Source organism: Paenibacillus phoenicis (assembly GCF_034718895.1).
Classification (GTDB): domain Bacteria; phylum Bacillota; class Bacilli; order Paenibacillales; family Paenibacillaceae; genus Fontibacillus; species Fontibacillus phoenicis.
In genome coordinates this window covers 1,038,140-1,061,181 of sequence record NZ_JAYERP010000001.1, presented here as the reverse complement: position 1 = coordinate 1,061,181, position 23,042 = coordinate 1,038,140, and the positions used below count along the sequence as shown (strand labels likewise).

The 23,042-nt window shown below is 51.7% G+C and carries 20 protein-coding genes; all 20 read right to left on the bottom strand.

All coding sequences use genetic code 11. From position 1 onward, the window contains the following. Positions 1–59: 59 nt before the first annotated feature. The 20 genes from U9M73_RS04985 to U9M73_RS04890 all read right to left on the bottom strand — a co-directional run bounded on the left by U9M73_RS04985 (position 60) and on the right by U9M73_RS04890 (position 23,041). A complete protein-coding gene (locus U9M73_RS04985) occupies positions 60–320 on the bottom strand; it encodes a stage V sporulation protein S (RefSeq protein ID WP_006286829.1) in 261 nt (86 codons plus the stop codon). A gap of 135 nt (positions 321–455) precedes the next feature. Beyond that, positions 456–1,250 carry a TIGR00282 family metallophosphoesterase gene (locus U9M73_RS04980; protein WP_036643757.1) on the bottom strand — a complete coding sequence of 265 codons (795 nt, stop codon included), beginning with the start codon at positions 1,248–1,250 and terminating at the stop codon, positions 456–458. Positions 1,251–1,353: 103 nt separating this feature from the next. Continuing rightward, positions 1,354–2,895, bottom strand: coding sequence for a ribonuclease Y (rny, locus tag U9M73_RS04975; RefSeq protein WP_260070592.1), 1,542 nt, complete (start codon positions 2,893–2,895; stop codon positions 1,354–1,356). 319 nt (positions 2,896–3,214) lie between these two features. After that, positions 3,215–4,075, bottom strand: a complete 861-nt coding sequence (locus tag U9M73_RS04970; protein ID WP_323076469.1) for a regulatory protein RecX — start codon at positions 4,073–4,075, stop codon at positions 3,215–3,217. Between the two features lie 118 nt (positions 4,076–4,193). Then, on the bottom strand, positions 4,194–5,255 hold the full coding sequence (recA, locus tag U9M73_RS04965) for a recombinase RecA (protein ID WP_009223082.1): 1,062 nt from the start codon (positions 5,253–5,255) through the stop codon (positions 4,194–4,196). Positions 5,256–6,512: 1,257 nt separating this feature from the next. Beyond that, entirely contained in the window at positions 6,513–7,775 is a 1,263-nt protein-coding gene (locus tag U9M73_RS04960; protein ID WP_009223081.1) for a competence/damage-inducible protein A, read from the bottom strand. 48 nt (positions 7,776–7,823) lie between these two features. Continuing rightward, on the bottom strand, positions 7,824–8,411 hold the full coding sequence (gene pgsA / locus U9M73_RS04955) for a CDP-diacylglycerol--glycerol-3-phosphate 3-phosphatidyltransferase (protein ID WP_009223080.1): 588 nt from the start codon (positions 8,409–8,411) through the stop codon (positions 7,824–7,826). After that, the gene (gene rimO / locus U9M73_RS04950) at positions 8,408–9,736 is read right to left on the bottom strand and encodes a 30S ribosomal protein S12 methylthiotransferase RimO (RefSeq protein WP_009223079.1); all 1,329 of its coding nucleotides are present in this window, start codon (positions 9,734–9,736) and stop codon (positions 8,408–8,410) included. The genes pgsA and rimO overlap by 4 nt, the downstream gene beginning before the upstream one ends. Before the next feature lie 151 nt (positions 9,737–9,887). After that, entirely contained in the window at positions 9,888–10,379 is a 492-nt protein-coding gene (locus tag U9M73_RS04945; RefSeq protein WP_009223078.1) for a YajQ family cyclic di-GMP-binding protein, read from the bottom strand. A 182-nt stretch (positions 10,380–10,561) separates the two neighbouring features. Then, the gene (locus U9M73_RS04940) at positions 10,562–11,605 is read right to left on the bottom strand and encodes a RodZ family helix-turn-helix domain-containing protein (RefSeq protein WP_323076468.1); all 1,044 of its coding nucleotides are present in this window, start codon (positions 11,603–11,605) and stop codon (positions 10,562–10,564) included. A gap of 43 nt (positions 11,606–11,648) precedes the next feature. Next, complete coding sequence (locus U9M73_RS04935) at positions 11,649–12,416, bottom strand: DUF3388 domain-containing protein (protein WP_036643941.1); 768 nt, start codon at positions 12,414–12,416, stop codon at positions 11,649–11,651. Positions 12,417–12,629: 213 nt separating this feature from the next. Further along, the gene (locus tag U9M73_RS04930; RefSeq protein WP_009223075.1) at positions 12,630–12,884 is read right to left on the bottom strand and encodes a DUF3243 domain-containing protein; all 255 of its coding nucleotides are present in this window, start codon (positions 12,882–12,884) and stop codon (positions 12,630–12,632) included. Positions 12,885–13,003: 119 nt separating this feature from the next. Then, positions 13,004–13,771 (bottom strand): elongation factor P 5-aminopentanone reductase, encoded by a 768-nt coding sequence (gene ymfI / locus U9M73_RS04925; protein WP_009223074.1) that lies wholly within the window; start codon positions 13,769–13,771, stop codon positions 13,004–13,006. After that, positions 13,772–15,052 carry an EF-P 5-aminopentanol modification-associated protein YfmH gene (gene yfmH, locus U9M73_RS04920; protein WP_323076467.1) on the bottom strand — a complete coding sequence of 427 codons (1,281 nt, stop codon included), beginning with the start codon at positions 15,050–15,052 and terminating at the stop codon, positions 13,772–13,774. Positions 15,053–15,056: 4 nt separating this feature from the next. Next, positions 15,057–16,337, bottom strand: coding sequence for an EF-P 5-aminopentanol modification-associated protein YfmF (gene yfmF, locus U9M73_RS04915; protein WP_009223072.1), 1,281 nt, complete (start codon positions 16,335–16,337; stop codon positions 15,057–15,059). 100 nt (positions 16,338–16,437) lie between these two features. Then, on the bottom strand, positions 16,438–17,271 hold the full coding sequence (gene sleB / locus U9M73_RS04910; protein WP_009223071.1) for a spore cortex-lytic enzyme: 834 nt from the start codon (positions 17,269–17,271) through the stop codon (positions 16,438–16,440). 145 nt (positions 17,272–17,416) lie between these two features. Then, positions 17,417–20,077, bottom strand: coding sequence for an FtsK/SpoIIIE family DNA translocase (locus tag U9M73_RS04905; protein WP_323076466.1), 2,661 nt, complete (start codon positions 20,075–20,077; stop codon positions 17,417–17,419). Between the two features lie 82 nt (positions 20,078–20,159). Beyond that, positions 20,160–20,384: a YlzJ-like family protein gene (locus U9M73_RS04900; RefSeq protein WP_009223069.1), complete on the bottom strand. Its 225-nt coding sequence runs from the start codon at positions 20,382–20,384 to the stop codon at positions 20,160–20,162. Further along, positions 20,381–21,142, bottom strand: coding sequence for a ClpP family protease (locus U9M73_RS04895; RefSeq protein ID WP_323076465.1), 762 nt, complete (start codon positions 21,140–21,142; stop codon positions 20,381–20,383). Before U9M73_RS04895 ends, U9M73_RS04900 begins: the two co-directional genes overlap by 4 nt. Before the next feature lie 219 nt (positions 21,143–21,361). Further along, entirely contained in the window at positions 21,362–23,041 is a 1,680-nt protein-coding gene (locus U9M73_RS04890) for a ribonuclease J (RefSeq protein WP_009223067.1), read from the bottom strand. Position 23,042: the final 1 nt, after the last annotated feature.

Below are 23,042 nucleotides of genomic sequence, written 5' to 3'. Positions count from 1 at the left end.
TCAAAAAAAACAAAAAAGCCTGTCTACGGAACGTAAACAGGCGTCATTCTATCCAAAACTTATCTCGGTTCTACGATCAGTTTAATCGCGGTCCGATCCTCACCATCGATGACGATGTCGGTAAAAGCAGGAATGCAAATCAAGTCCACGCCGCTTGGCGCGACGAATCCCCGGGCGATCGCAACGGCTTTGATGGCTTGGTTAAGAGCACCCGCCCCAATGGCCTGAAGTTCAGCAGCGCCACGTTCTCTAAGGACGCCAGCCAACGCACCGGCAACGGAGTTGGGGTTGGATTTTGCTGAAACCTTTAATACTTCCATGGTTAGTACCTCCCTGGGAATATTCGTTGGATTCCACTACTTAGAAGATATTCGTGAGAATTTGGGATATTCCTTCTTTTTCCCCGAAGAGAAAGTTTCGAGAGGCCTTGATTTATCGGACTTCTTGGCGATTAACTAATCCATAATCCATTCGTCTTCCAGTAAACGGATTTTTTGAATCTTCTGAGCTTTGCCCGTGGATTCATCCACATCGACTATCACCGCGTGGAAATGCCACTTCCCTTCGCAGACTTGGAACCGGACAGGAAGCTGTGTGGTGAACTTGCGCAGCACCGCCGTCCGTTCCATGCCTAGGATGCCTTCACGCGAGCCGACCATACCGGCATCGGTCAAGTAGGCCGTCCCCTGCGGCAGGATCGTGTCGTCATTGCTTTGCACATGGGTGTGCGTCCCCACTACGATCGAGGCACGGCCGTCTAGATACCAGCCCATGGCGATTTTTTCCGAAGTGGCCTCGGCATGGAAGTCGACCAGGATACACTTGTGCTTCTTGGACAGTTGACCGATGATCTCATCCGCAACCCGAAACGGGTCGTCGAGCGGCGGCAAAAAGGTGCGGCCCATCAAATTGACCACGGCCAGCTCCTTCCCATTGGCTTTAATCACGGTGTAACCTAATCCTGGCGTACCTGGCGGGTAGTTGGCCGGCCGGACCATTCGCGGCTCCTGATCGATGAAGTCGAAGATTTCTTTATTGTCCCACGTGTGATTCCCCATCGTTAAACCGTGAATGCCCTGATCGAAAAACTCTTTGGCGATGTTGGCGTTAATGCCCCGGCCTGCCGCAGCGTTTTCCCCGTTAGCGATGATGATATGCGGGTTGTATTTAGATTTCAAATGAGGCAGCGTGGCCTTCAGCGCTTTGCGCCCCGTATTTCCAACGATATCTCCGATAAACAGAACTTTAATGCTGGTTCCCTCCTCTGACTACTACCCCTTGCAGCATGTGAGCTCAAGGCTTATCCAAGTAATGAAAAAGCGGCCCGCGAGGGGCCACTTTTCAGCATAACCTTTACTTGGCGTATTCAACCGCCCGCGTCTCGCGGATTACGGTTACTTTGATATGACCTGGATAATCCAGTTCATTTTCAATCGTCTTCGTAATGTCACGCGCCAAGCGGAATGCTTCCGCGTCGTCAATCTTATCCGGCTGCACCATCACGCGAACCTCGCGGCCCGCCTGAATGGCAAACGATTTCTCGACGCCTTCAAACGATTCGGAAATTTCCTCAAGCTTCTCCAACCGACGAATGTAGGTTTCGAGCGTTTCCCGGCGCGCCCCCGGTCTTGCTGCCGACAATGCATCGGCTGCGCCAACCAACATGGCAATGACTGAGGTGGCTTCGCAATCGCCGTGGTGAGAGGCAATGCTGTTGATAACCACCGGATGTTCTTTATACTTCTTAGCCAATTCCACGCCGATTTCGACATGAGATCCTTCCACTTCATGATCAAGCGCTTTGCCGATATCGTGCAGCAAACCTGCCCGTTTGGCAAGAGTGATGTCTTCGCCCAGCTCTCCAGCCATTAATCCGGCCAGATAAGCGACTTCCATCGAGTGTTTCAGGACGTTTTGGCCGTAGCTTGTCCGGAACTTGAGACGTCCCAAGATCTTGATCAAATCCGGGTGCAAAGCATGTACGCCCACCTCGAACGTAGCCTGCTCGCCATATTCGCGAATCCGTTCGTCCACTTCTCTCCGGGATTTCTCGACCATCTCTTCGATCCGGGCCGGATGAATCCGTCCGTCTGCCACCAATTTCTCCAAGGCGGTCCGGGCGATTTCGCGGCGAATCGGGTCAAAGCCCGACAGGATCACCGCTTCCGGCGTATCGTCGATAATGAGATCGATCCCGGTCAACGTTTCGAGTGCACGAATATTCCGGCCTTCCCGGCCGATAATCCGTCCTTTCATTTCTTCGTTTGGCAGTGTTACGACGGAAACCGTTGTTTCCGCTACATGATCAGCTGCGCAGCGTTGAATGGCCAGCGTAATGATCTCGCGGGATCTCTTATCCGCTTCTTCCTTCGCTTGCTGTTCAATATCTTTTATCATCTGCGCCGTTTCATGGCGAACTTCCTGCTCCACGTTGTTCAAAATGATCGTACGGGCATCTTCCATGGTAAGGTTGGAAATCCGTTCGAGTTCCTGAACCTGACTCTTATAGATCAAGTCGATTTGTTGCTGGGTTTCTTCGATCCGTTTCTCTTTGCTGACCACTTGCTCTTCTTTACGTTCAAGCGATTCTAATTTTTTATCCAGCGACTCTTCTTTTTGCAACAATCGTCTTTCTTGTCGTTGTATTTCATTCCGACGTTCACGAATGTCTTTATCAGCTTCGGCTCTCAGCTTATGGACTTCGTCCTTAGCTTCCAGAACCATTTCCTTTTTCAGTGCTTCCGCGTCCTTCCTAGCATTCTCCAGGATTTGGCTGGCCGCGTGCTCTGCACTGGAAATTTTAGCTTCGGCAAGAGACTTGCGAATAAAATACCCGATCACGAACCCAAAGAATAAAGCGGCTGCAACGAGAACGATCCAGATTACTGTGTGCATCTGTTCACCTCCCCGTTGTTTCCTCCAAGGCATTCCTTGGGATGTTTGCAGTTGTAGTTACTTTTCGTTTCTTAGGTTCATCATTCCATACAAAGAATTCATGACTTGCCCTTTCAGCTCAGCACTTCATGCTGCAAAAGCATGACTCTTCCGCAGTAGCCTAGCGGACGCACTTTGCCTGATTGGAGAACATAAATCCTATACCCTCAGAGCCATAATTTTGGAAGGAAAAAAAGGGCCCTCAAGGTATGGACTCAAATTCATTTTATTATTTGTGAAAAGATATTGTCAAGCAAATGACAGGAGTTCACTCGCCCTGTTATTCTTCGTCCCATTCATCCATTCCATGCATTTCTTCACGGTTTCCGAGTTCGCGCATGACCCGGGACACAACGCTTCCACTAAAACCACGGCGCTGCAGGAACGCCCCGGTTTTGCGTTTTCGGTCAAGCATTTCACCTGTGGTTGATCGCCACTTCTTCATGCCCAGCTGCAGGGCGCTCTCAAACTCGTCCTCTTCGCTGACCTCGCCAAGCGCCTCCTCGATATACGCCTTGGAAATCCCCTTCTGGCGCAATTCATGCTTGACCCACAGCTTCCCTTTTCCGCGCAGCTTCACGCGTTGAGAAGCCCATTCCTGAGCGTATGCGGCGTCATTGACGTAACCTTCCGACTGCAACCGGGCAAGCACATCCTGAATCGTCTCCTCGGCCCAGCCTTTCTCTCCCAGACGTTGTGCAATTTCATAGGTTGTCCGCGGTTTTAAGCTTAAATACTTCAACGCGTCGGCATACCCTTGCTGACGCTCATCTGCTGCTACGATTTCCTCCAGCTCTGCTTTCGTAAATACCGCACCTTTAATCATGCGGTATTTGATCATCACGTCCTCGTGAACCTCCAGCGTATATGCCCCAAAAGAGATCCGATAACGATGCTTCGGCCGCTTTAGCATCAACACGGACGTGATCGCAAGCTCTGTGTCCTTAGGGAAAGCGTCCAATCCGGCAGGGATTTCGCCTTCCGTCTCCTCTCGGTTCGAATCCCAGCCGGTATCCCGCGGCCGCGGCTCCCAGAACGCCTCGTCGGAGATATCTACGATATCGTCCTCTCTCCGTTCGCCAGAGTTAGCTCCATCTCTTCTTCCCGCAGCCTTCCTGCGCGATTGTCCCCACGTACTCACGTCCTATCCCTCCTGTCTATGCCCTAGGCGATCCATCCGCTTCCTTAAGTACTGCAAAAGCGCCCTGACCCGGCATATTGCCGCGGTCAGAGCGCTTGATAGTTACGGCTTAACAAGCTTATTCATCTGCGAACAGCGCTTGCTCTTCTGCAAACTCCGCTTCCAGCTCGCTGGCGGAAGCCGAAGCTACTGACGTCGTCAGATTGCTGGATTCGCGGATCTTCTGCTCAATTGCATTTGCAATCTCCGGATGTTCCTTCAAGAACTGCTTCGCGTTCTCGCGGCCTTGTCCCAAACGTTCGCCGGCATACGAATACCAGGCGCCGCTCTTATCCACGATATCCAGTTCCGTCCCGAGATCGATAATGCTGCCTTCCTTGGAAATGCCTTCTCCGTACATAATGTCGATTTCGGCCTGTTTGAAAGGAGGCGCAACCTTGTTCTTCACAACCTTGATCCGCGTCCGGTTCCCGACCATGTCGTTGCCCATCTTGATCGTCTCAACGCGGCGTACATCCAAACGAATCGTCGAATAGAATTTCAGCGCGCGGCCCCCCGGCGTCGTCTCTGGGTTCCCGAACATGACGCCGACTTTCTCACGCAGCTGGTTGATGAAGATCGCAATCGTCTTCGACTTGCTGATTGCCCCCGACAGCTTCCGCAGCGCTTGAGACATCAAGCGGGCCTGCAAGCCGACGTGCGAGTCCCCCATTTCGCCTTCGATCTCCGCTTTAGGTACCAATGCCGCAACGGAGTCGATGACGATAATGTCCACTGCGCCGCTGCGCACGAGTGCTTCAGCGATCTCCAATGCTTGTTCCCCCGTATCCGGTTGGGACAGCAGGAGTTCGTCGATGTTGACACCCAGCTTGCTGGCATAGGAAGGATCCAGCGCATGCTCGGCGTCGATGAAGGCAGCTTGTCCACCGATCTTCTGAACTTCAGCGATCGCGTGCAGCGCTACCGTCGTTTTACCGGAAGACTCCGGCCCGTATACTTCAATAATCCGTCCGCGTGGAAGTCCACCTGTACCAAGGGCGATATCCAGAGCGATCGATCCACTTGGAACGATCTCGACCTGCATATGCGTCGATTCTCCAAGCTTCATAATCGAACCTTTACCGAATTGCTTTTCTATTTGGCGAAGCGCCATCTCCAGCGCTGCTTTACGATCTGACAATCAGCTCACATCCTTAAATGTTATATAAATCATTGAATACTTAAAGTTACTGAATTCAGTATACTTCGGACCTCTCGTAACTTCTTTCGTATATCATTGTACCTTGTTTTGGAATGTTTGCCAAGCGTTTTTTCGAACATACATTCGTAAAATTTCTCCACCTCCCAAACCGCTGACTCTCCTCTCCCTATCCCTCTTTTGCCGTAAGGGAGGGCCCCCAAAGGCCTGCTGCCCTTGGGAATCCGTAAACTGGACAAACGTTGGTGTGACTGAGGCGCTTCTTAGATGCTCTATTGTGCGGTGAATCGCTGAGTTTGTTACTTGACAGACCTCTCCTGCTCCTAGATGCGGGTACTTTTGGAAATGTGCTACCAGGGTGGTGGCGCGGTACATGGTGCGTTACATGATATGTTGCATAAATGCGTTACATAGTGCGTTTCATAGTGCTTTAGTGCGGTACATGCGCTACATAGTGCGTTTGCATAGGTTCGTTACTTGGGGGTCACATGCTGCGCTACAACTTGATATGTATGAAATTTCATATATAATTCGTCGAAATGAACTGGAATCGCGGATTATGTTCGATTTTTCATATATATTTGCTCGTATCGACTCAATAGTGCTGGATTATATTCGATTTTTCATACATATCACGTAAATTTGCTCTTACGGAGCACTATTATATATGATTTTTCGAACAGATTCTCTGCCCCCACCACGCGCACGCACCAAAACGAGCCTACCGACAGCCCGACCTTTCTTATTTTCCTATTTACTTGCTTGTTTGTTTGCTTACCGGATTACCAGATACTTACTTTCTACTGCTAACCAGCTAACTAGCTTATTTACTTGTTACTTCCTTATTTACTTCCTTATTTACTTCCTTATTTACTTCCTTACATACTCACTTAATTACTTCCCACTCTCCCCTCCCCATGGTTTCTCTTACAACAAAAAAAGAACCGCAGCACAACTAAATCAGTTTGCTACGGTTCTTCCGTACCTTGATTATATGTCATAATCTTCCAAAGCACAAGGGCCTGCTTAACAAAGAACATTCACCCATCCGGATTGCTGAAGCGCTTCTTCCGTCATCCCTGATTGATCGGGATAATGCGCGAAAGGAAGCCACGAAGTACTAAACTACCGAACACGCAGATGGAGCACTACATACAGAACACTGCACACAGAGCAGCGAAAGCACGTGACCGAGAGCACATGACCACAAGAGCACGAGCCCCCGAGAGCATTAAAGCACTAAAATCCCTGTTTCCCCTGCAATACCCGCCACAACTGGTAGAACAGCGACTTCACTGCGCGCAGCCGGATGATCTCGCGGTTGCCCTTAAGGTTCAGCTCGAAGACGGCGGTGTCCGCTCCCTCGCGCGCAATCGCGATATACACAAGCCCCACAGGCTTGCGCTCGGAATGGGCGGGGCCGGCCACGCCGGTGATCGCCAGGCCAAAGTCGGTGCCTACGGTCAGGCGCACCTGCTCCGCCAGCACTTTGGCCGTTTCCGCGCTGACCGCGCCGGGCGCGCCTTCGCCTTCCAGCAGGTCATGCGGCACGTTGAGCAGCTTCTCCTTCATCTCATTGGAGTAGCAGACAATCCCGCCCGCAAACACGGCTGAACTGCCGGGCAGCGCGGTGAACATCTCCATGAGCAGCCCGCCGGTGCAGCTTTCGGCCGCGCTCAACGTAAGGCCGCGCGAAGCCATCAAATCGAGGATCGTCTTCTCAATGGGTTCATCCACGTTTGCATACAAATGCTCCGGCAGCCGCGAGGCAATCTCGCGTTCCATCGCATCCAGCTTCACCGCCGCTTCCTGCTCGTTTGCCGCTTTGGTGGAAATGCGAATCGTGACCTCGCCTTCCTTCGCATATGGCGCTACCGTAGGATCGCTTTGCGCCTGGATCAGGTCAAGCAGTTTGGTTTCCAATGCAGATTCGCCAATCCCGGCAAACTTCAACATCCGCGAAAAAATCGGCATCTCGCTGGTCAGCACATGCTTCAAAATCCAAGGCTTCGCCTGATGCTCGAACATCGGCTTCATTTCCTTTGGCGGCCCAGGCAACACGATATAGAACTTGTCGTTCAATGCAATCGCATTGCCCACAGCCAGTCCGGTTTCATTCGGAAGCGGCGTGCCTCCTTCAATGGCGAGCGCCTGGCGGCGGTTGTTCTCCGTCATCGGGACCCCCCGGTCTTGAAAGAAACGCTCGATGTTCGCCATCGCATCCGGATCGATATAAAGCGTCCGACCGAGTACCTCAGCCAGCGCCTCTTTGGTGAGATCGTCCTGGGTCGGACCCAGCCCGCCGGTAAGGATCAGCACATCCGCCCGCCCCGACGCCGTCTTCACCGCTTCCGCCAGCCGATTCATATTATCTCCGACCACGGTTTGGAAATAAACGTCGAGCCCGAGTGCGGCTAACTCCTGAGACAAGTACTGCGCATTCGTATTTACGATTTGGCCAAGCAGCAGCTCCGTACCAACCGCAATAATTTCCGCTTTCATCTTCGCATGCCTCCTTTTTCTCAGTTCCGCCTAACTCATCAACATCATTTATATTTTGGAAAAAGAAAGCACGCTCTTATTTTTCACGAAATAATCGATCCCCGAATACAACGTGATGATAGCCGCCAGCCATATCGCGATATCATCAAACGGGAACGACAGCCATTCGAACGGAAAATTGTTCAGCAGCAGCGCTGAAATGGCGATGATCTGCGTGATCGTCTTCGCCTTGCCCCACTTGCTGGCCGCAATGACGGAGCCTTCCAGAAGCGCAACTTCACGCAAGCCGGTCACCGCAAACTCCCGGGCGATGATGATGACTGCAATCCAGGCATCGCATTTGCCCAAGGCCACAAGACCGATCAGCACCGTTCCAACAAGCAGCTTATCCGCGAGCGGATCCAGGAGCTTGCCTAAGTTGGTGACCAGATTATATTTACGGGCGATGTAACCATCGATTCCATCCGTACTGGCAGCGATGATAAACAGCACCGCCGCAATCAGTTGATTTACCGGCAGCGAGTACTCGCCAAGCGTAAACTCATAGGCGAGCCATCCGGCATCCAACAGCAAGAAGACCAGCATCACCGGAATCATGAAAATACGAGCTAATGTGATACGGTTGGGCAAATTCACAGGACAGCCTCCCCGGATAAATCATAGTCAAAAGCATGCGTAATCCGCACTTTGGTCAGTTCCCCAAGCCCAACAGGGCAATTCGTGACGTATACCTCGCCATCGATTTCCGGAGCGTCGTATTGCGAGCGGCCCACGTATACGTCGCTGCGCCCGTCATAACGCTCGATCAGCACATCCAGAACCTGACCAATGTACTTACTGCTGTTGGCGTTTGCAACTTCCCGCTGAATCTCCATCAGCGTATTAGCCCGCCATTCTTTTACCTCTTCATCAACTTGATCCGGCAAACGCGATGCCGGCGTATCCTCTTCCTTGGAATAGGTAAATACGCCAAGGCGGTCGAACTTGATCTCACGCACAAACTCACATAACCGCTCAAAATCTTCCTCCGTTTCCCCTGGAAAACCAACGATCAAGGAAGTACGCAAGGAAACGTTCGGAATCCGCGCACGAATCTTAGCAATCAGCTCACGGATATCGCGATTCCGCCCAGGCCGGCGCATCCGTTTCAGAATGGAATCTTCACTGTGTTGCAGCGGCATGTCCACGTATTTGCAAATTTTCGGGTTGGTCGCCATCATCTCAATCAGCTCGTCTGTAAAAAAGCCAGGATAAGCATAATGCAACCGCACCCACTCAACGCCTTCCACCTGGGTGACCCGATCCATCAGCTCTGCCAATTTAAACTCCCCGTACAAATCGGTCCCGTAATTGGTGGAGTCCTGCGCAATCAGGCTGATTTCCTTGACGCCTTGGGCCGCCATGCTCCGTACTTCCTCCAAAATCGATTCCATCGAGCGGCTGCGGAACTTCCCGCGCATGATCGGAATGCTGCAGAATGTACAGTTGTTGTCGCAGCCCTCAGCGATTTTCACGTAAGTCGTATAGCGGGCTGTAGACAGCTTGCGCGGCAGCGCTTGCTCATAATTAAAGACAGGGTTGCCGACCAGCGCCGGCTTCTTGCCCTTAAGCGCTTCGTCAACGATCCGGTTGATTTGGTGAAAATCCCCCGTACCCACAATCCCGTCGATCTCCGGCATTTCCTCCATTAAAGCTTGCTTATATCGCTGCGTCAAACACCCGGAAACGATCAGCGCTTTCAGTCTTCCGCTTTCCTTCAGATCAGCAAGCTCGAGAATCGTATTTACCGATTCTTCCTTAGCCGCATCGATAAATCCGCAGGTGTTGACGATAATGACGGTTGCATCCTCGCGATTATCCACCAAGGAATAGCCGCGCTGCTCAATCAGACCCGACATGATTTCCGAGTCCACCAAATTTTTCTCGCAGCCGAGTGTCACGATTTTTACCTTTTCTGTCATGAACCATTTCCCCCATCGTTGAAAGCCAAAATTCCCGTCAAACTTAAGGATTAAACAACCTCTACAAGTATAATATTCAGAGACCGATGCTGTCAAAAATATGAAAAGGGCCTGCCGCAGCTAGAAATTCCCTGCAGGAGACCCTTGCGCTTTATTTGAAATTGGTGAACTGCAAATCCACCGATAAATCGGCTTTACGCAGCATCTGAATGATCTCTTGTAAATCGTCACGGCTCTTGCCCGTCACGCGAATTTGATCGCCTTGGATCTGGCTTTTGACCTTCAGCTTGGAATCGCGGATCAGCACATTAATTTTCTTGGCATTTTCCTGATCGATCCCTTGTTTGAGTTTAATCCGCTGACGCACGGTACCCATTGAAGCCGGTTCCACTTTGCCGTAATCCAGGTTCTTGATCGGCAACCCGCGCTTAATCATCTTCGATTGCAGGATATCGATGACAGCCCCCAGCTTGTATTCATCGTCAGAAACGATCACCAGTTCGTCTTTCTCCAGCTTCAGCTCGCTCTTGCTTCCTTTGAAATCGAAGCGGTTCGCAATTTCCCGCTCTGTTTGATCGATTGCGTTGGTCAATTCCTGCATGTCCATTTTTGAAACGATGTCGAAAGAATTTTCCGAAGCCATAAGTCACATTCCTTTCTCGGTTTCCAATCTTATCATAAATAAATTATATGTAAAAAAAATCGCAAAGTCGAGCAATTCAGCCACCACCATCCGTATACAGCCAAAAAAGCGCCGTTTGACCTGACCGGTCCTCACCGCGCTTTGATTAAGCGAATAAGCGATCGGCTTGTTGCCGCCCTCGCTTATTCGTTGCCTTCTGTGGTTGAATTCGTTCCGCCCGTATCGGCGTTATTCGTAACGGCGCCTTCCGTTCCGGTATTTCCGGTGGTACCGCCGCCTGTCCCGTCGTCAAGGTTCAATAGGAACTTTGACGTCGTTTTTCCATCCTCGATTGTCTGTCCGGCGACCGTGATCACGGTTTGAGAGGAATTCCCCGATTTGACGAATATCCCTTCAGGTCCGATATCATAGGTCAACACGTCGCCTTCTTTGGTGTTGTCATAAAACAACTTCTCACCCTTAGAGTTCCCTTTACGCACTTCAACCCAACTTTTTCCGCTAGCCGTAATGACGACTTGCACGGGCCCCGTTCCAGGGTTTTGAATCTTGAACTTCGTTGTGCTGCCTTCCGCTCCATCCGGTACGATCGTTACCGTCTGATTGCCGGTATCATTCGTCGGGGATTCGTCTCCCGTGTTACCCGCATTCCCGGTATTCGTATCTGTCCCCTGATTTATTCCCGGTTCCGTACCATTGTTCGTCCCGTTCTCGACGCCATTGTTCCCGCCAACGGCATCGCCGCCGGTTGCGTTACCGGTTTGGTTGCCATTTTGGCTGGTACCCTGAGTTACCGGCGTAGGATCCGGTTCCTTATTGCCATCCGCTTGATCGTTATTGTTTCCCCATACCGAGAAATACAGATAGATGACAATCAAAATCAGCACAGCAAACGACCACATCAGCGTCGTAGACAGCCATTTCGAGTTGCGCTCGTTGTGCTGCCGGCTGCGGCGTTTTTGAATCACCGGTTCCATCGTAGGTTCCGGAGCTGTAGAAGGCACGTTTTGCCGATGTTCGGCAAGCAGTTCGTCCGCGTCCAAGCCGACGGTCTCCGCATACGTCTTAATAAAAGCCCGAACATAGAAGCTACCAGGCAGAACCTTATAATCCCCCATTTCGATGGCTTCCAAATATCGTTTGCGAATCTTCGTCATTTCCTGTACGTCATCCAGCGACAAACCTCTGGCAAGGCGGGCTTCTCTTAACTGCTGGCCCAAATCCGACACGACCATCACCTCCTGCTTATGATTTCATTATGCGGCACATCGTTTATAGATCGTCCGTATAAATTGTCGTGAACGTATCGTAAACGATTTGCTCCTCGGGATTGTTACGCAATTCAATAATTATGTCAAAATTGTCATAACTATATTCAGACTCTTTCACGAACACATCCGGATGTTCGATGACTTTCGTGGAAGGCATGGACATCAACTCTTGCAAGAGCTGATGATGCTTTTCATTGGAACGAAGAGTACTTATGATACCGTCGATAATAAATACATTGCGAGGATCCATTTCATTCTCTGACAATTGGCTGCGTACCGTTTGTCGCAAGAGCGTTGAAGATACGAACGTCCATCGTTTCATCGCGCAGACGCTTCCAGCGATAATCGATTCCGTCTTCCCCACGCGGGGCATCCCTCGTAATCCGATCACCTGATGGCCATCCCGCTTAAAAATTTCGCCGAGAAAATCAACCAAGATCCCCAGCTCATCCCGCGTAAACCGAAAGGTCTTGCGGTCGTCAGAATCCCTATCAATATAGCGTCCATGGCGGACGGCGAGCAAATCGACCAGACGCGGATTACGCAAAGCGGTGACCGTAATACTGTCCACCTTGTTCAATAACTGACTGACTTGTTCGATTTTTCCGTCATCGTTGGTTTCCAGCAGCAGCCCGCGCGTCTTGCCTTCCACGCCGTTAATCGTTAAGATGTTGATCTCCAACATCCCTAACATGGAGGCAATATCCCCCAAAAGTCCCGGTCGATTTTTATGTATTTTGTATTCCAAGTACCATTGTTTCCCATCCATCCCAGACACCTTCTCCATATCCTCTTGCTCTTTCGACAAAATAGGTCTTAATTCCTGCTAATTTACAGAAAACAATTTATAAAGAACAAATCTTCCCATTCCTGATAACCGATATTCATATGTGTTTTATGATATATAAAATGAAATTGAAAGGCAAGCGGGCGGAGAAAATGAGGGAAAAGCTCCCGAAGCGGGAGCTTTTCCAAAGCGTGACTATGCGTTTTTCTTGGCCAACTTCACCATCAGACGAGCAATGGTCTTCCGCTCTTCCTCCGTACCCACATCCCAAATTTCTTTGAGGGCGCGGTTGGATTCGTTTTGCGGATCCACTTTGTCGTCCAGAAAACCGCCGATTTCGTAAGCAAGGTTGGTAATTGCCTCTTCGCTAAAACCGGCATTTTCCGCATGCTTGACGCGCTCACCCAGGAATTTCTTCCATGTATCAAAATTTTTGAGTACTGTTGACATGATAAATCCTCCTTCGCTTGGCGATTTAAAATCAACAGTTGTAATATGCGAAAATCCCGGGGAATTTATGCGCGCACCGAGCTCGAACCCTTACTCCAAAACCTGTGAATGCAGGGGTCTCAAGTAATCCAGCCGCCGTTGGGGCTGATGATTTGCCCTGTGATGTAACCCGATTCCGGCAGCGCCAAAAAATAAACTAGCGAGGAGATCTCCTGCGGCGTACCCAACCGCCCTGCCGGAATATCCTCCTCCAGCTGACGAAGCTCCTCCGCATCAAACCGCTCCATCATATCCGTCTTCACCGCGCCTGGAGCCACCGCATTCACCGTAACGCCGGAGGGTGCCAGTTCCTTGGCCAGCGCTTTGGTAAACGCATTAACTCCGCCTTTGGCTGCCGAATAGGCCACCTCGCAAGAGCCGCCCGTGATTCCCCAAACGGAGGAAACGTTGATGATGCGCCCGAAGCGCTGGCTGATCATATGCGGCATAAACAGCTGGCTGCACAGAAACACGCTTTTTAAATTGACGTTCATGATGTCGTCCCATTCCGCTTCGGTCACATCGGACAAGAGCGCATAATGCGAGATGCCCGCGTTGTTGACCAAAATGTCGGGATACAGCCCATAGTTCTCAAGCCGTTCCTTCATCCGCAGGATTTGCTCCTTGCTGCGCAGATCCGCCGCAACTGTATAAGCCTTGGCTCCAAGCTCCAAGCATTTGCGGGCTACCTCATTCGCCGCTTCGTGAGAATTCATATAGTGAATCACCACGTTCATGCCCACCGAAGCGAACCGCAGCGCCACCTCGGCGCCGATCCCCCGGCTTGCTCCGGTGATGAGGACGGTCATGTCCGCGATATTTTTTCCTATCCCATGATTGGTCTGCATTTACGGGCTCACCACAATCGAGACGGCGAGCTGTTCCCAATCGATATGCTCGCGCAGCCGCGCGTTGATCTCATCCAGCGTCAGCGATTCGTAAATCGGAAGTACAGCAAACAGGTCGCCGCCGCGGAATTTGTAACGGGTGAATTCATGGGCGATGTTCTCCGGTGAATTCAGCATGCGCAAGTACCCGCCGATCTTCTTCTTGCGCGCGCGTTCGAAATCCTCCTGACGGAATCCGGAAGCAAGTACCGCCTCGGTTTCTTCCTTAATCACAGCCAGCATCCGGTCTGGATCCTTCGTATCCCCGCCAATCGCGGAAAACGCATAATTCGGGTTGCTATTGTATTCGTGGCCAAAGCTGTCAGAGATGAGGTCCAGATCATAAAGCTTTTGGTACAGCTTCGTGCTGGCCCCAAACAGCAGGTCGAGCGCCAGCTTGGTGGCCAAATCGCGACGCAGCAACTCCTCGCCGGTAAAGCCGAGGCGCGTCTCCTTAAAGCCAAACAAGCATTTGGGCTGCGACACTGGCAGACGGGATTCCCGCCGTTTCTCCGACACCTCACGCGGCTCCGGATCAAACAACCGCTCGATGGATCCTTGCGGCTTGTATTCCTTTTTCGCTTGATTGTACCGGACCAGCTTGAATACTTCCTCCGGATCCACGCCGCCAACGACGAACAACAGCATGTTGCTCGGATGATAAAACGCATTGTAGCATGTATATAACGTTTCCTTCGTAATGGTGCCAATGGATTCCACCGTGCCGGCGATATCGATGTGAACCGGATGCACCTTATACATCGCTTCGATCAGGCCAAAATAGACCCGCCAATCCGGGTTATCCCGGTACATGCCGATCTCTTGGCCGATAATGCCTTTTTCCTTCTCGACGTTCTGGTCGGTAAAGTAAGGATGCTGCACGAAATTAATCAGCGTCTCCAGGTTGGCCGCAATATTCTCCGTCGCAGAGAACAGATAGACCGTCTGGTCGAAGCTGGTAAACGCATTCGCGGAAGCGCCTTGGGAAGCAAAGGTGGCAAAAATATCACCTTCGGGCTCCTCAAACATTTTGTGCTCCAGAAAATGGGCAATGCCATCCGGAACCGAAATGTCGTCCTGGCCTTCTACCCGAAAATGGTTATCGATTGAGCCGTATTTGGTCGCGAACGTGGCGTACGTTTTCTGGAAGCCCGGTTTCGGAAGCACATACACCTGCAAACCGTTGTCCATCGTTTCGCGATACAGCGTTTCCTGCAAAGCGTCATAACGTATCGTTTCCATCCGCCTACCCCTCCTTCTGGCCTGTCAAAAAGTATATCGTATCAAGCTGGACGGTTTCCGCGGCCGCTACAACGTCCTGAGGCTGAACCTGCTCGACTTGTTGAAGCAGCTCCTCCGCCGGCCGGTCTTTTCCGGACAAGACGCGGTTGAAGTCATAGGCGATCATATCAAAAGCGGAATCCTGCATCTCCAGCAGACTGTTACGGATCATCGCCTTCGTCTGACTCATCTCAAGCTCGCTGATTTCTCCGGCGCGCATGCTGGCCAGCTGAGCTTCGATAATGCGAAGAGCTTTCTCGTAATTGGCGATTTCGATGCCGGATTGAATGCTGACGATGCCTTTATGCCCGTCGTAACGGGAGGCGGCGTAGTACGCCAAACTTTCTTTCTCCCGAACATTAAGGAACAACTTGGAGTGTGGATAGCTGCCCAGAATGCCGTTATAGAGCAGCAAGGAAGCGTAGCGATCGTCCCCGTAAGTGATCGGCGTGCGGAGGCCTAAATTCAACTTCCCCTGATTGACGTCGAGCACTTCCTTCACGGTCCGGACTTCTTTGCCGCGAAGATCCACCTGCTCCGGTTGATATTCTGGAGTGGTTGAGCGATTTAAGCTAAAATGCTTGGCAACCAGCTCCTCCACCTCGGCCAGCGTCGTGTCGCCAACCACATACAAATCGAGGTGTGCCTGCTGCAGCCAGCTTTGATAGGAGGCGTATAAGGATTCGGGCGTAATCCCGTCCAGTTCGCTTCGCTCACCCAGCGGATGGAGGCGATACGGATCGTCCTTAAACATCTCTTCCGTACAGCGTTCAGCCGCATAGCGGATTTTATCATTGATGATCCCTTCCAGCTTCTTGCGGACGGACTCCCGTTCGGAATTCACGTAGGCGGTGCGGAACACCCCGTTTTCCTTAGCCGGTTTGGTGACGACTTCCCCGAGGAAAGCAAAGCTTTGACCCAGGAGTGAATCGTTGCTCTTGACAAAAGAATCATTAATCGTGTCCATACGGAACTGGACCATTTGGTAATTGCCGCGTTTATATACATCAAAGCCGAAGCCCGCTCCGTACATATGCTCGAGCTGCTCGCGGAACTGCGTGGTTTCCGGATACGATTCCGTACCCCGGCGCAGCACGAACGGAGTGAGGGCCGTTGCGGTGACCGTTTGCTCTTGCAACGGCAAGCCCGCATATAGGGAAATGGCAAAAGTTTTGAATCGGTTGGTCGGCAGGACATGCAGACGAATATGGCCTACGGTGCCGCGCTCAAATCGCGTTTTGTTCAAAACCAAAACTCCTTTACAAGAAAGTCAGTTCCATTCTATACCAATTCAAAGGAAAGAAGCAACCTGACGACAAGCGGTTGCTCCTTCGATACTCAGCTATTTACATGCAGAAAATATGCTCTCCGATCGTCTTCACCTGCGGACGTGACCAGATCCATTTCGATGTCGCCGTTTTCGGGTTAAAGTAATACAAGCAACCGCCGGTTGGATCCCAGCCGTTTAACGCCTGCTGCACGGCTTTACGCGCCTGTGCGTTTGGCTCCAGCCAGATTTGGCCGTCAGCAACGGCTGTAAATGCTCCGGGTTGAAAAATAACGCCGGATACGGTGTTAGGGAAGCTCGGCGACTTCACCCGGTTCAAAATAACCGCCGCTACCGCAACCTGGCCTTCAAAAGGTTCCCCTCGCGCTTCCCCATATACCGCGTTCGCCATAATTTTCAAATCGTTTTCCGACAGCCCCATGGTGTTGGAGGCGGACAGTTCATCGGATTCCGCTTTGACGCTGCCACTGCCGGACTTATTAGCTGCACCGGCTTGCGATTTCTCGTTTCCGCCGGCATTAGCGTATTCCATGCCTGGCTTCCAGTTTTTTGTGGCATTGTACAGCTTCAGTTTCGTTTTTGGTCCAGCCAGTCCGTCAACCTTCATGCCAAATTCCGATTGGAACCATTTGAGGGCCCCGAGGGTTTTGGGCCCAAAATAACTGTCCAACTTCCCATGATAAAAACCAAGATAAGCGAGCCGTCCCTGCAGCTCATACACGTCCTTCCCGTAAGCTCCATAGTCGATAACCTGCTCACTGAACGCGGGCTGCGCTTTATAGGTATTGACTTTGCCCTCGGTAAGCGTATGCCGGAGCACATCGGCCCCGTATCCGATTCCGAACAAAAGCAGCACTAAACCGGAGGCAAACCAGATCTTTGCTTTCTTCATACGTTTAGCTCTACCTCTCTTCTTAGAAGTTGTTCAACAAGGATGGGTAACTTTAGTATGACAAGCGTTGTCCCTTCCTATGCACCCATAAGGTTCGAGCTATACGAAATAAAGAAAAGGGAAGGCTCCCTTCGATTCTACAGAATCAAGAAGAGATTCTTCCCATTTTATATTGATCGATGGACATTAACACTTCCCGCGGTTTGCTGCCTTCATACGGCCCAACGATTCCTCGCGCCTCCATGGAGTCGATCAGCCGAGCAGCGCGAGTATACCCAACCCGCATACGCCGTTGCAGCAAGGAGACGGAGGCCTGCTTGGCTTCCAGTACGATTTGGACGGCTTGATCAAAGAGCTCGTCCTGTACCTCTTCGGTCTCCTGTACTTCATCGCCCACTTCAGGAACCAGGCTTTCGTCGTATTCGGCTTGGCCTTGCCCGCGCACATAGTTTACGATCGCCTCGACCTCTTGGTCGCTCATAAACGCTCCCTGCACCCGGATCGGTTTGGACGCGCCCATCGGCATATAGAGCATGTCACCGCGGCCCAGAAGCTTCTCCGCACCGGCCATATCCAGAATCGTCCGGGAATCGACCTGGGACGATACGCCAAACGCGATCCGTGACGGGATGTTGGCCTTGATTACGCCGGTGATGACGTCAACGGACGGCCGCTGCGTAGCGATGATCAAATGGATCCCCGCCGCGCGGGCCATTTGCGCCAGTCGTGCAATCGCATCCTCGACGTCGCTGGCTGCAACCATCATGAGGTCAGCTAACTCGTCCACAATCACCACGATATACGGCAATACCGCCTCAGGTTGGTCCGCCATCATTTGGTTGTAGCCTTCAATATTCCGCGCTCCCGATTTGGAGAACAACTCATACCGTTTCTCCATCTCCACAACGATCTTCTTCAGCGCCAGTGAAGCTCGCCGTGGATCGGTCACAACCGGGGTCAACAGATGCGGGATGCCGTTATACACATTTAATTCGACCATTTTCGGGTCGACCATCATAAATTTCACTTCATCCGGCTTCGCTTTGAACAGAATGCTGGTGATAATGCCGTTAATGCACACCGATTTCCCGGAGCCTGTAGCCCCGGCCACCAGCAAGTGGGGCATCTTCGCCAGGTTGCCAACGATCGTCTGGCCGGAAATATCCCGCCCGAATGCGATACTCAGCTTGGACTCCGCCTCCATAAACGTTGGCGTCTCCATCACCTCGCGCATCGTCACCAGCGATACTTCGTTGTTCGGCACCTCGATACCAATCGCGGATTTCCCTGGAATCGGCGCTTCCATCCGAATATCCTTCGCTGCCAAAGCCAAGGCGATATCGTCCGTCAAGTTAACGATTCGGCTTACCTTCACGCCGATATCCGGCTGAATTTCATAGCGCGTCACCGCCGGTCCGCGTACTACCTCCAGCACCCGGGCCCGCACGCCAAAGCTTTCGAGCGTGGCTTCTAGCTTACGCGCAGTTTGCATATAGTCCGCTTGATCGCCGGACTTCCCTGCCCCGACCGGCTTCGATAAGAGCCGGAACGAAGGCAGCTTGTACGGCTTCGGAGCAGGCTTAGGCGCAGGCGGCGGCACCGTGGCTTGTCCGTCGCTGTCAGCCTCTTCGGCCGCAGGATTCCCGAGTCCAGATTCGTCACCGCCCCCGGAGAATTCCCCTCCTACGGGATCTAGTGCATCCTGTGCCGTCTCATCGAACAAGACTCCATGGGAGCTATGTAGCCCAGGCTCGTCCTCATCGTTGTCCTCATCTTGATGCAGTCTTTCCCGCTGAATATTGTCGAAGAAATCGCGGATAATCGGCCCGGTGTCACTGCCAGCGAATCCGTCCGACTTCCTAAGCTCCACGTCCTCATCCCTGCCGATGTAGTTCACCTCATTCCAGTTGATTCCTGTATCAGCAGCTTGCGTAGCAGGCTCCACGACCGCAGGTTCCTCTTCCTCGATGGACGCTGTCTCCACGGGTTCATCCGATCTTCCCTTGAAGTTCAGCAGCTGAAAAAACACCGGCTTCTTGCTCGTTGCCGCAGGCACCGTTTCTTCGTCGAGAGGGGATTCTTCATCCTCTGGATCATCATATGAGGTGACCGCAGGCTCCGCCTTCTTCACCGCCCGTTTGGCTTTGTTCCGCACTGGGATCGGACGCAGCATGCGCATTTTTTTCCCGAAGCTTTCGGCCAGCACGGCCAATCGGGAATGCAGCATCCGGAATAAATCCACATACGATAGTCCGGTCACCAGCATAAAGCTGATGGCTAATAGCACGATCATAATCAGCTTCGCACCGGCCATGCCAAACAAAGAGTACAACAAGGCAAATTCTAGTGCGCCGACATACCCTCCGCTAATATCCAGCCCCAGCAGGCTCATGCCGGCATCGCTCACCGCAGGCTGGAACAGCGCTCCTTGCAGATCGCGATGAATCTGGCCCAGCACGTTGCCTGCGGACAAAGGCACCGCCGGCACCAGCTTATGCTGCATGGCCGAAATGGTGCTCATCAGCGTCAGCGCCAACACCGCCAGCAGTACACCGCTGCGGCGGGCATTCCAGCGATTCGGCCATTTCCGGTTGATCATGACAGCTAGTCCTATGTAAATGCCAATTAAGGGGATCACAAAATAAAATTTGCCGAGGATTAACGCAGCCATTTTCGATAGCGTCCTTCCTACGGCAGCCTCCCCGCTCAAGGCGATAATGGATAAGGTGATCAGGATGATTCCGTATATTTCGTATTTCAGCATGCTGCCGATGGCAGCTTTCCTCTTCTTCCGTTTCCGTGGCAAGACGAAAACACCCCCTAGATGAATATTATACCATATTCACCGAGGGGGGGCCTAGAAAAGATGCCGTCACCGGCATAGATTCTCAATTTAATAAGGTTGGATAGAAGGTGATTTGCCGCCCGGGCGCCAGATCGGGATTCAAATAATCCTCCAGCCGGCAACGCAACAGCCGTACGATGGTCGCCCGATTGCCTTCCTCCATCCGTATTTGCATCAGCACGCCGTTTAGTTCGATTTCACCGTACGCCGCCTGGTTTTCGGCATTCTCCCAATAAGCCTCTTCCGGTAAGATCGTATAATGCGTCATTGGGTAATCCCTCCTGCTTGCTTCGCTTGTCGCTTCGATTCAATCATCGAATTCAGCTTGGCCAATCCATCGCCAATCCCGCCGATGGCATCGATCAGCCCGTACTTCACCGCATCGCTGCCGCCAACTGCTGTACCGATGTCCCGGTTTAACTCACCCGTCTTAAACATGAGCTCCTTGAATTTCTCCTCGGAAATTTTCGAATGTGTCGTTACAAAACGCACGACCCTTTCTTGCATCTTCTCAATATACTCAAAAGTCTGAGGAACTCCGATCACCAGCCCGGTCATACGAATCGGATGGATGGTCATCGTGGCGCTTTCGGCAATCAACGAATAATCGGAGGCTACGGCGATCGGAACGCCGATGCTATGTCCGCCGCCGATGACAACCGTGACGGTAGGCTTGGACAAGGAAGCAATCATCTCCGCAATGGCAAGTCCGGCCTCCACATCGCCGCCTACGGTATTTAATATAATTAACAGTCCTTCAATCCGCAGGTTCTGTTCCGCTGCCACTAATTGGGGGATGACGTGCTCGTATTTCGTTGTTTTATTTTGCGGCGGAAGCACTAAATGTCCTTCGATCTGACCGATAATCGTTAAGCAATACACATTTGATTCACCGGGAGTCGGCACCGCCGTTTGCCCGAGCTGCTGGATCATTTCCGGTACCGTGGCTTCTTTTTTCTCCGGTTCGGTTGTTGGCGGAAGTTCAGATTCACTGCGAACGCTTGATTTGCTTAGGTCCTTATTCATGATTAAGCCTTCCTTTCGGTGTCGGCAATCGACAAAGTCTCGTTACTCTATGCAGCCCTTAGTATGCCGACAACCTTCTTCAATCTATACAACGATACCTCAAGTCAGGAACCTTCCGCCATTTCGCGCTAAACGACGAAAAGCCCCTTTCCTGCGGAAACCGTCCAAATAACCGGCAGGAAAGGGGCGACTGTGTGCTTAAAGTTATTTATTTCTTCTTTATACTTCCATGATGATTGGCAAGATCATCGGTCTGCGGCGCGTTTGCTCATACAAGAAACGGCCGAGAGCATCCTTAACGTTGGTTTTCAACGAAGCCCATTCGTTTACGTTCTCGCTCATCAGCTTCTCCAGCGTGCTGGAGACAATGCGGTTTGCTTCTTCCAGCAAACCTTCCGATTCACGCACATAAACGAAGCCGCGGGAGATAATATCCGGTCCGGATACGATCGTTCCGTCTTGCTTGCTCAGCGTTACAACAACAACCAAGATCCCGTCTTGGGATAACAGCTTACGGTCGCGCAATACGATATTGCCGACGTCGCCTACGCCAAGACCGTCGATGAGCACGTTGCCGGCAGGAACTTTCCCGGCTTTGCGGGCTACACCGTTCTGGATCTCAATCGTATCCCCGATATCAATCAGGAAAATATTGTCCGGATCAATACCAACCGACTCACCAAGCAAAGCATGCTTCCGCAGCATACGGTATTCCCCGTGGATCGGAATGAAGTATTTCGGCCGCATCAGGTTCAGCATGAGCTTCAGCTCTTCCTGGCTGCCGTGACCCGAAACGTGCACGCCGGAATTTGATCCGCTATAAATGACTTCCGCACCGAGACGGAACAATTCATCAATCGTCCGGCCAACGTATTTCTCATTGCCCGGTACCGGTGTTGCCGCGATGATGACCGTGTCGCCTGGAAGAATATCAACCTTGCGATGCGTCGAGCGAGCCATCCGCGTTAAGGCAGACATCGGTTCACCTTGGCTGCCTGTGCACAAAATGACAACGCGATCTGCAGCCATCTTGTTGACTTCTTCCGGCTCAATGATAATTCCGTCCGGTACGTTCAGATAACCCAACTCTTCTGCGATCGTCACAACGTTCACCATGCTGCGTCCAATGATGGTCAGCTTCCGGTTCGTTGCGTGTGCCGCATCGATGACTTGCTGAATCCGATGCACGTTGGAGGCGAAGGTCGCCACAACAACGCGCTGCTTCGCTTTGTGGAAAATATCGCTAAGTACAATGCCTACATTCTTCTCCGATGGCGTAAAGCCCGGTCTCTCCGCATTGGTACTGTCGGATAACAGCGCAAGCACGCCGTTCTTCCCGATTTCGCCCATCCGGTGCAAATCCGCATATTGATCATTGACTGGGGTATGATCAAATTTGAAGTCACCGGTATGAACGACATTCCCTTCCGGAGTTTCGATGCATACACCCACCGAATCCGGAATACTATGATTCGTCCGGAAGAACGAAGCTTTCATCGTTGTTCCAAGCTCGATTACGGAATCGGCATTGATCAGCACGCGTTTCGTTTCGCCGAGCAGTCCCGCTTCCTTCAGCTTGTTCTCAACCAGACCTAAAGTTAATTTGGTCCCGTAGACCGGAACGTTTAAGTTCTTCAGCACGTAAGGCAAACCGCCGATATGGTCCTCATGCCCGTGCGTCAGCACGATGCCTCTTACTTTATCGCGGTTCTCCGTCAAGTAAGTGATATCGGGAATGACGATGTCGATGCCAAGCATGTCCTCTTCCGGAAACTTAAGTCCGGAGTCGATGACTACAATGTCATTGGCATATTGAACGACATACATGTTCTTCCCAATCTCTGCGACGCCGCCCAATGCGAAAATCGTCAATTTCTCATTATTTATTTTTTTAGACAAG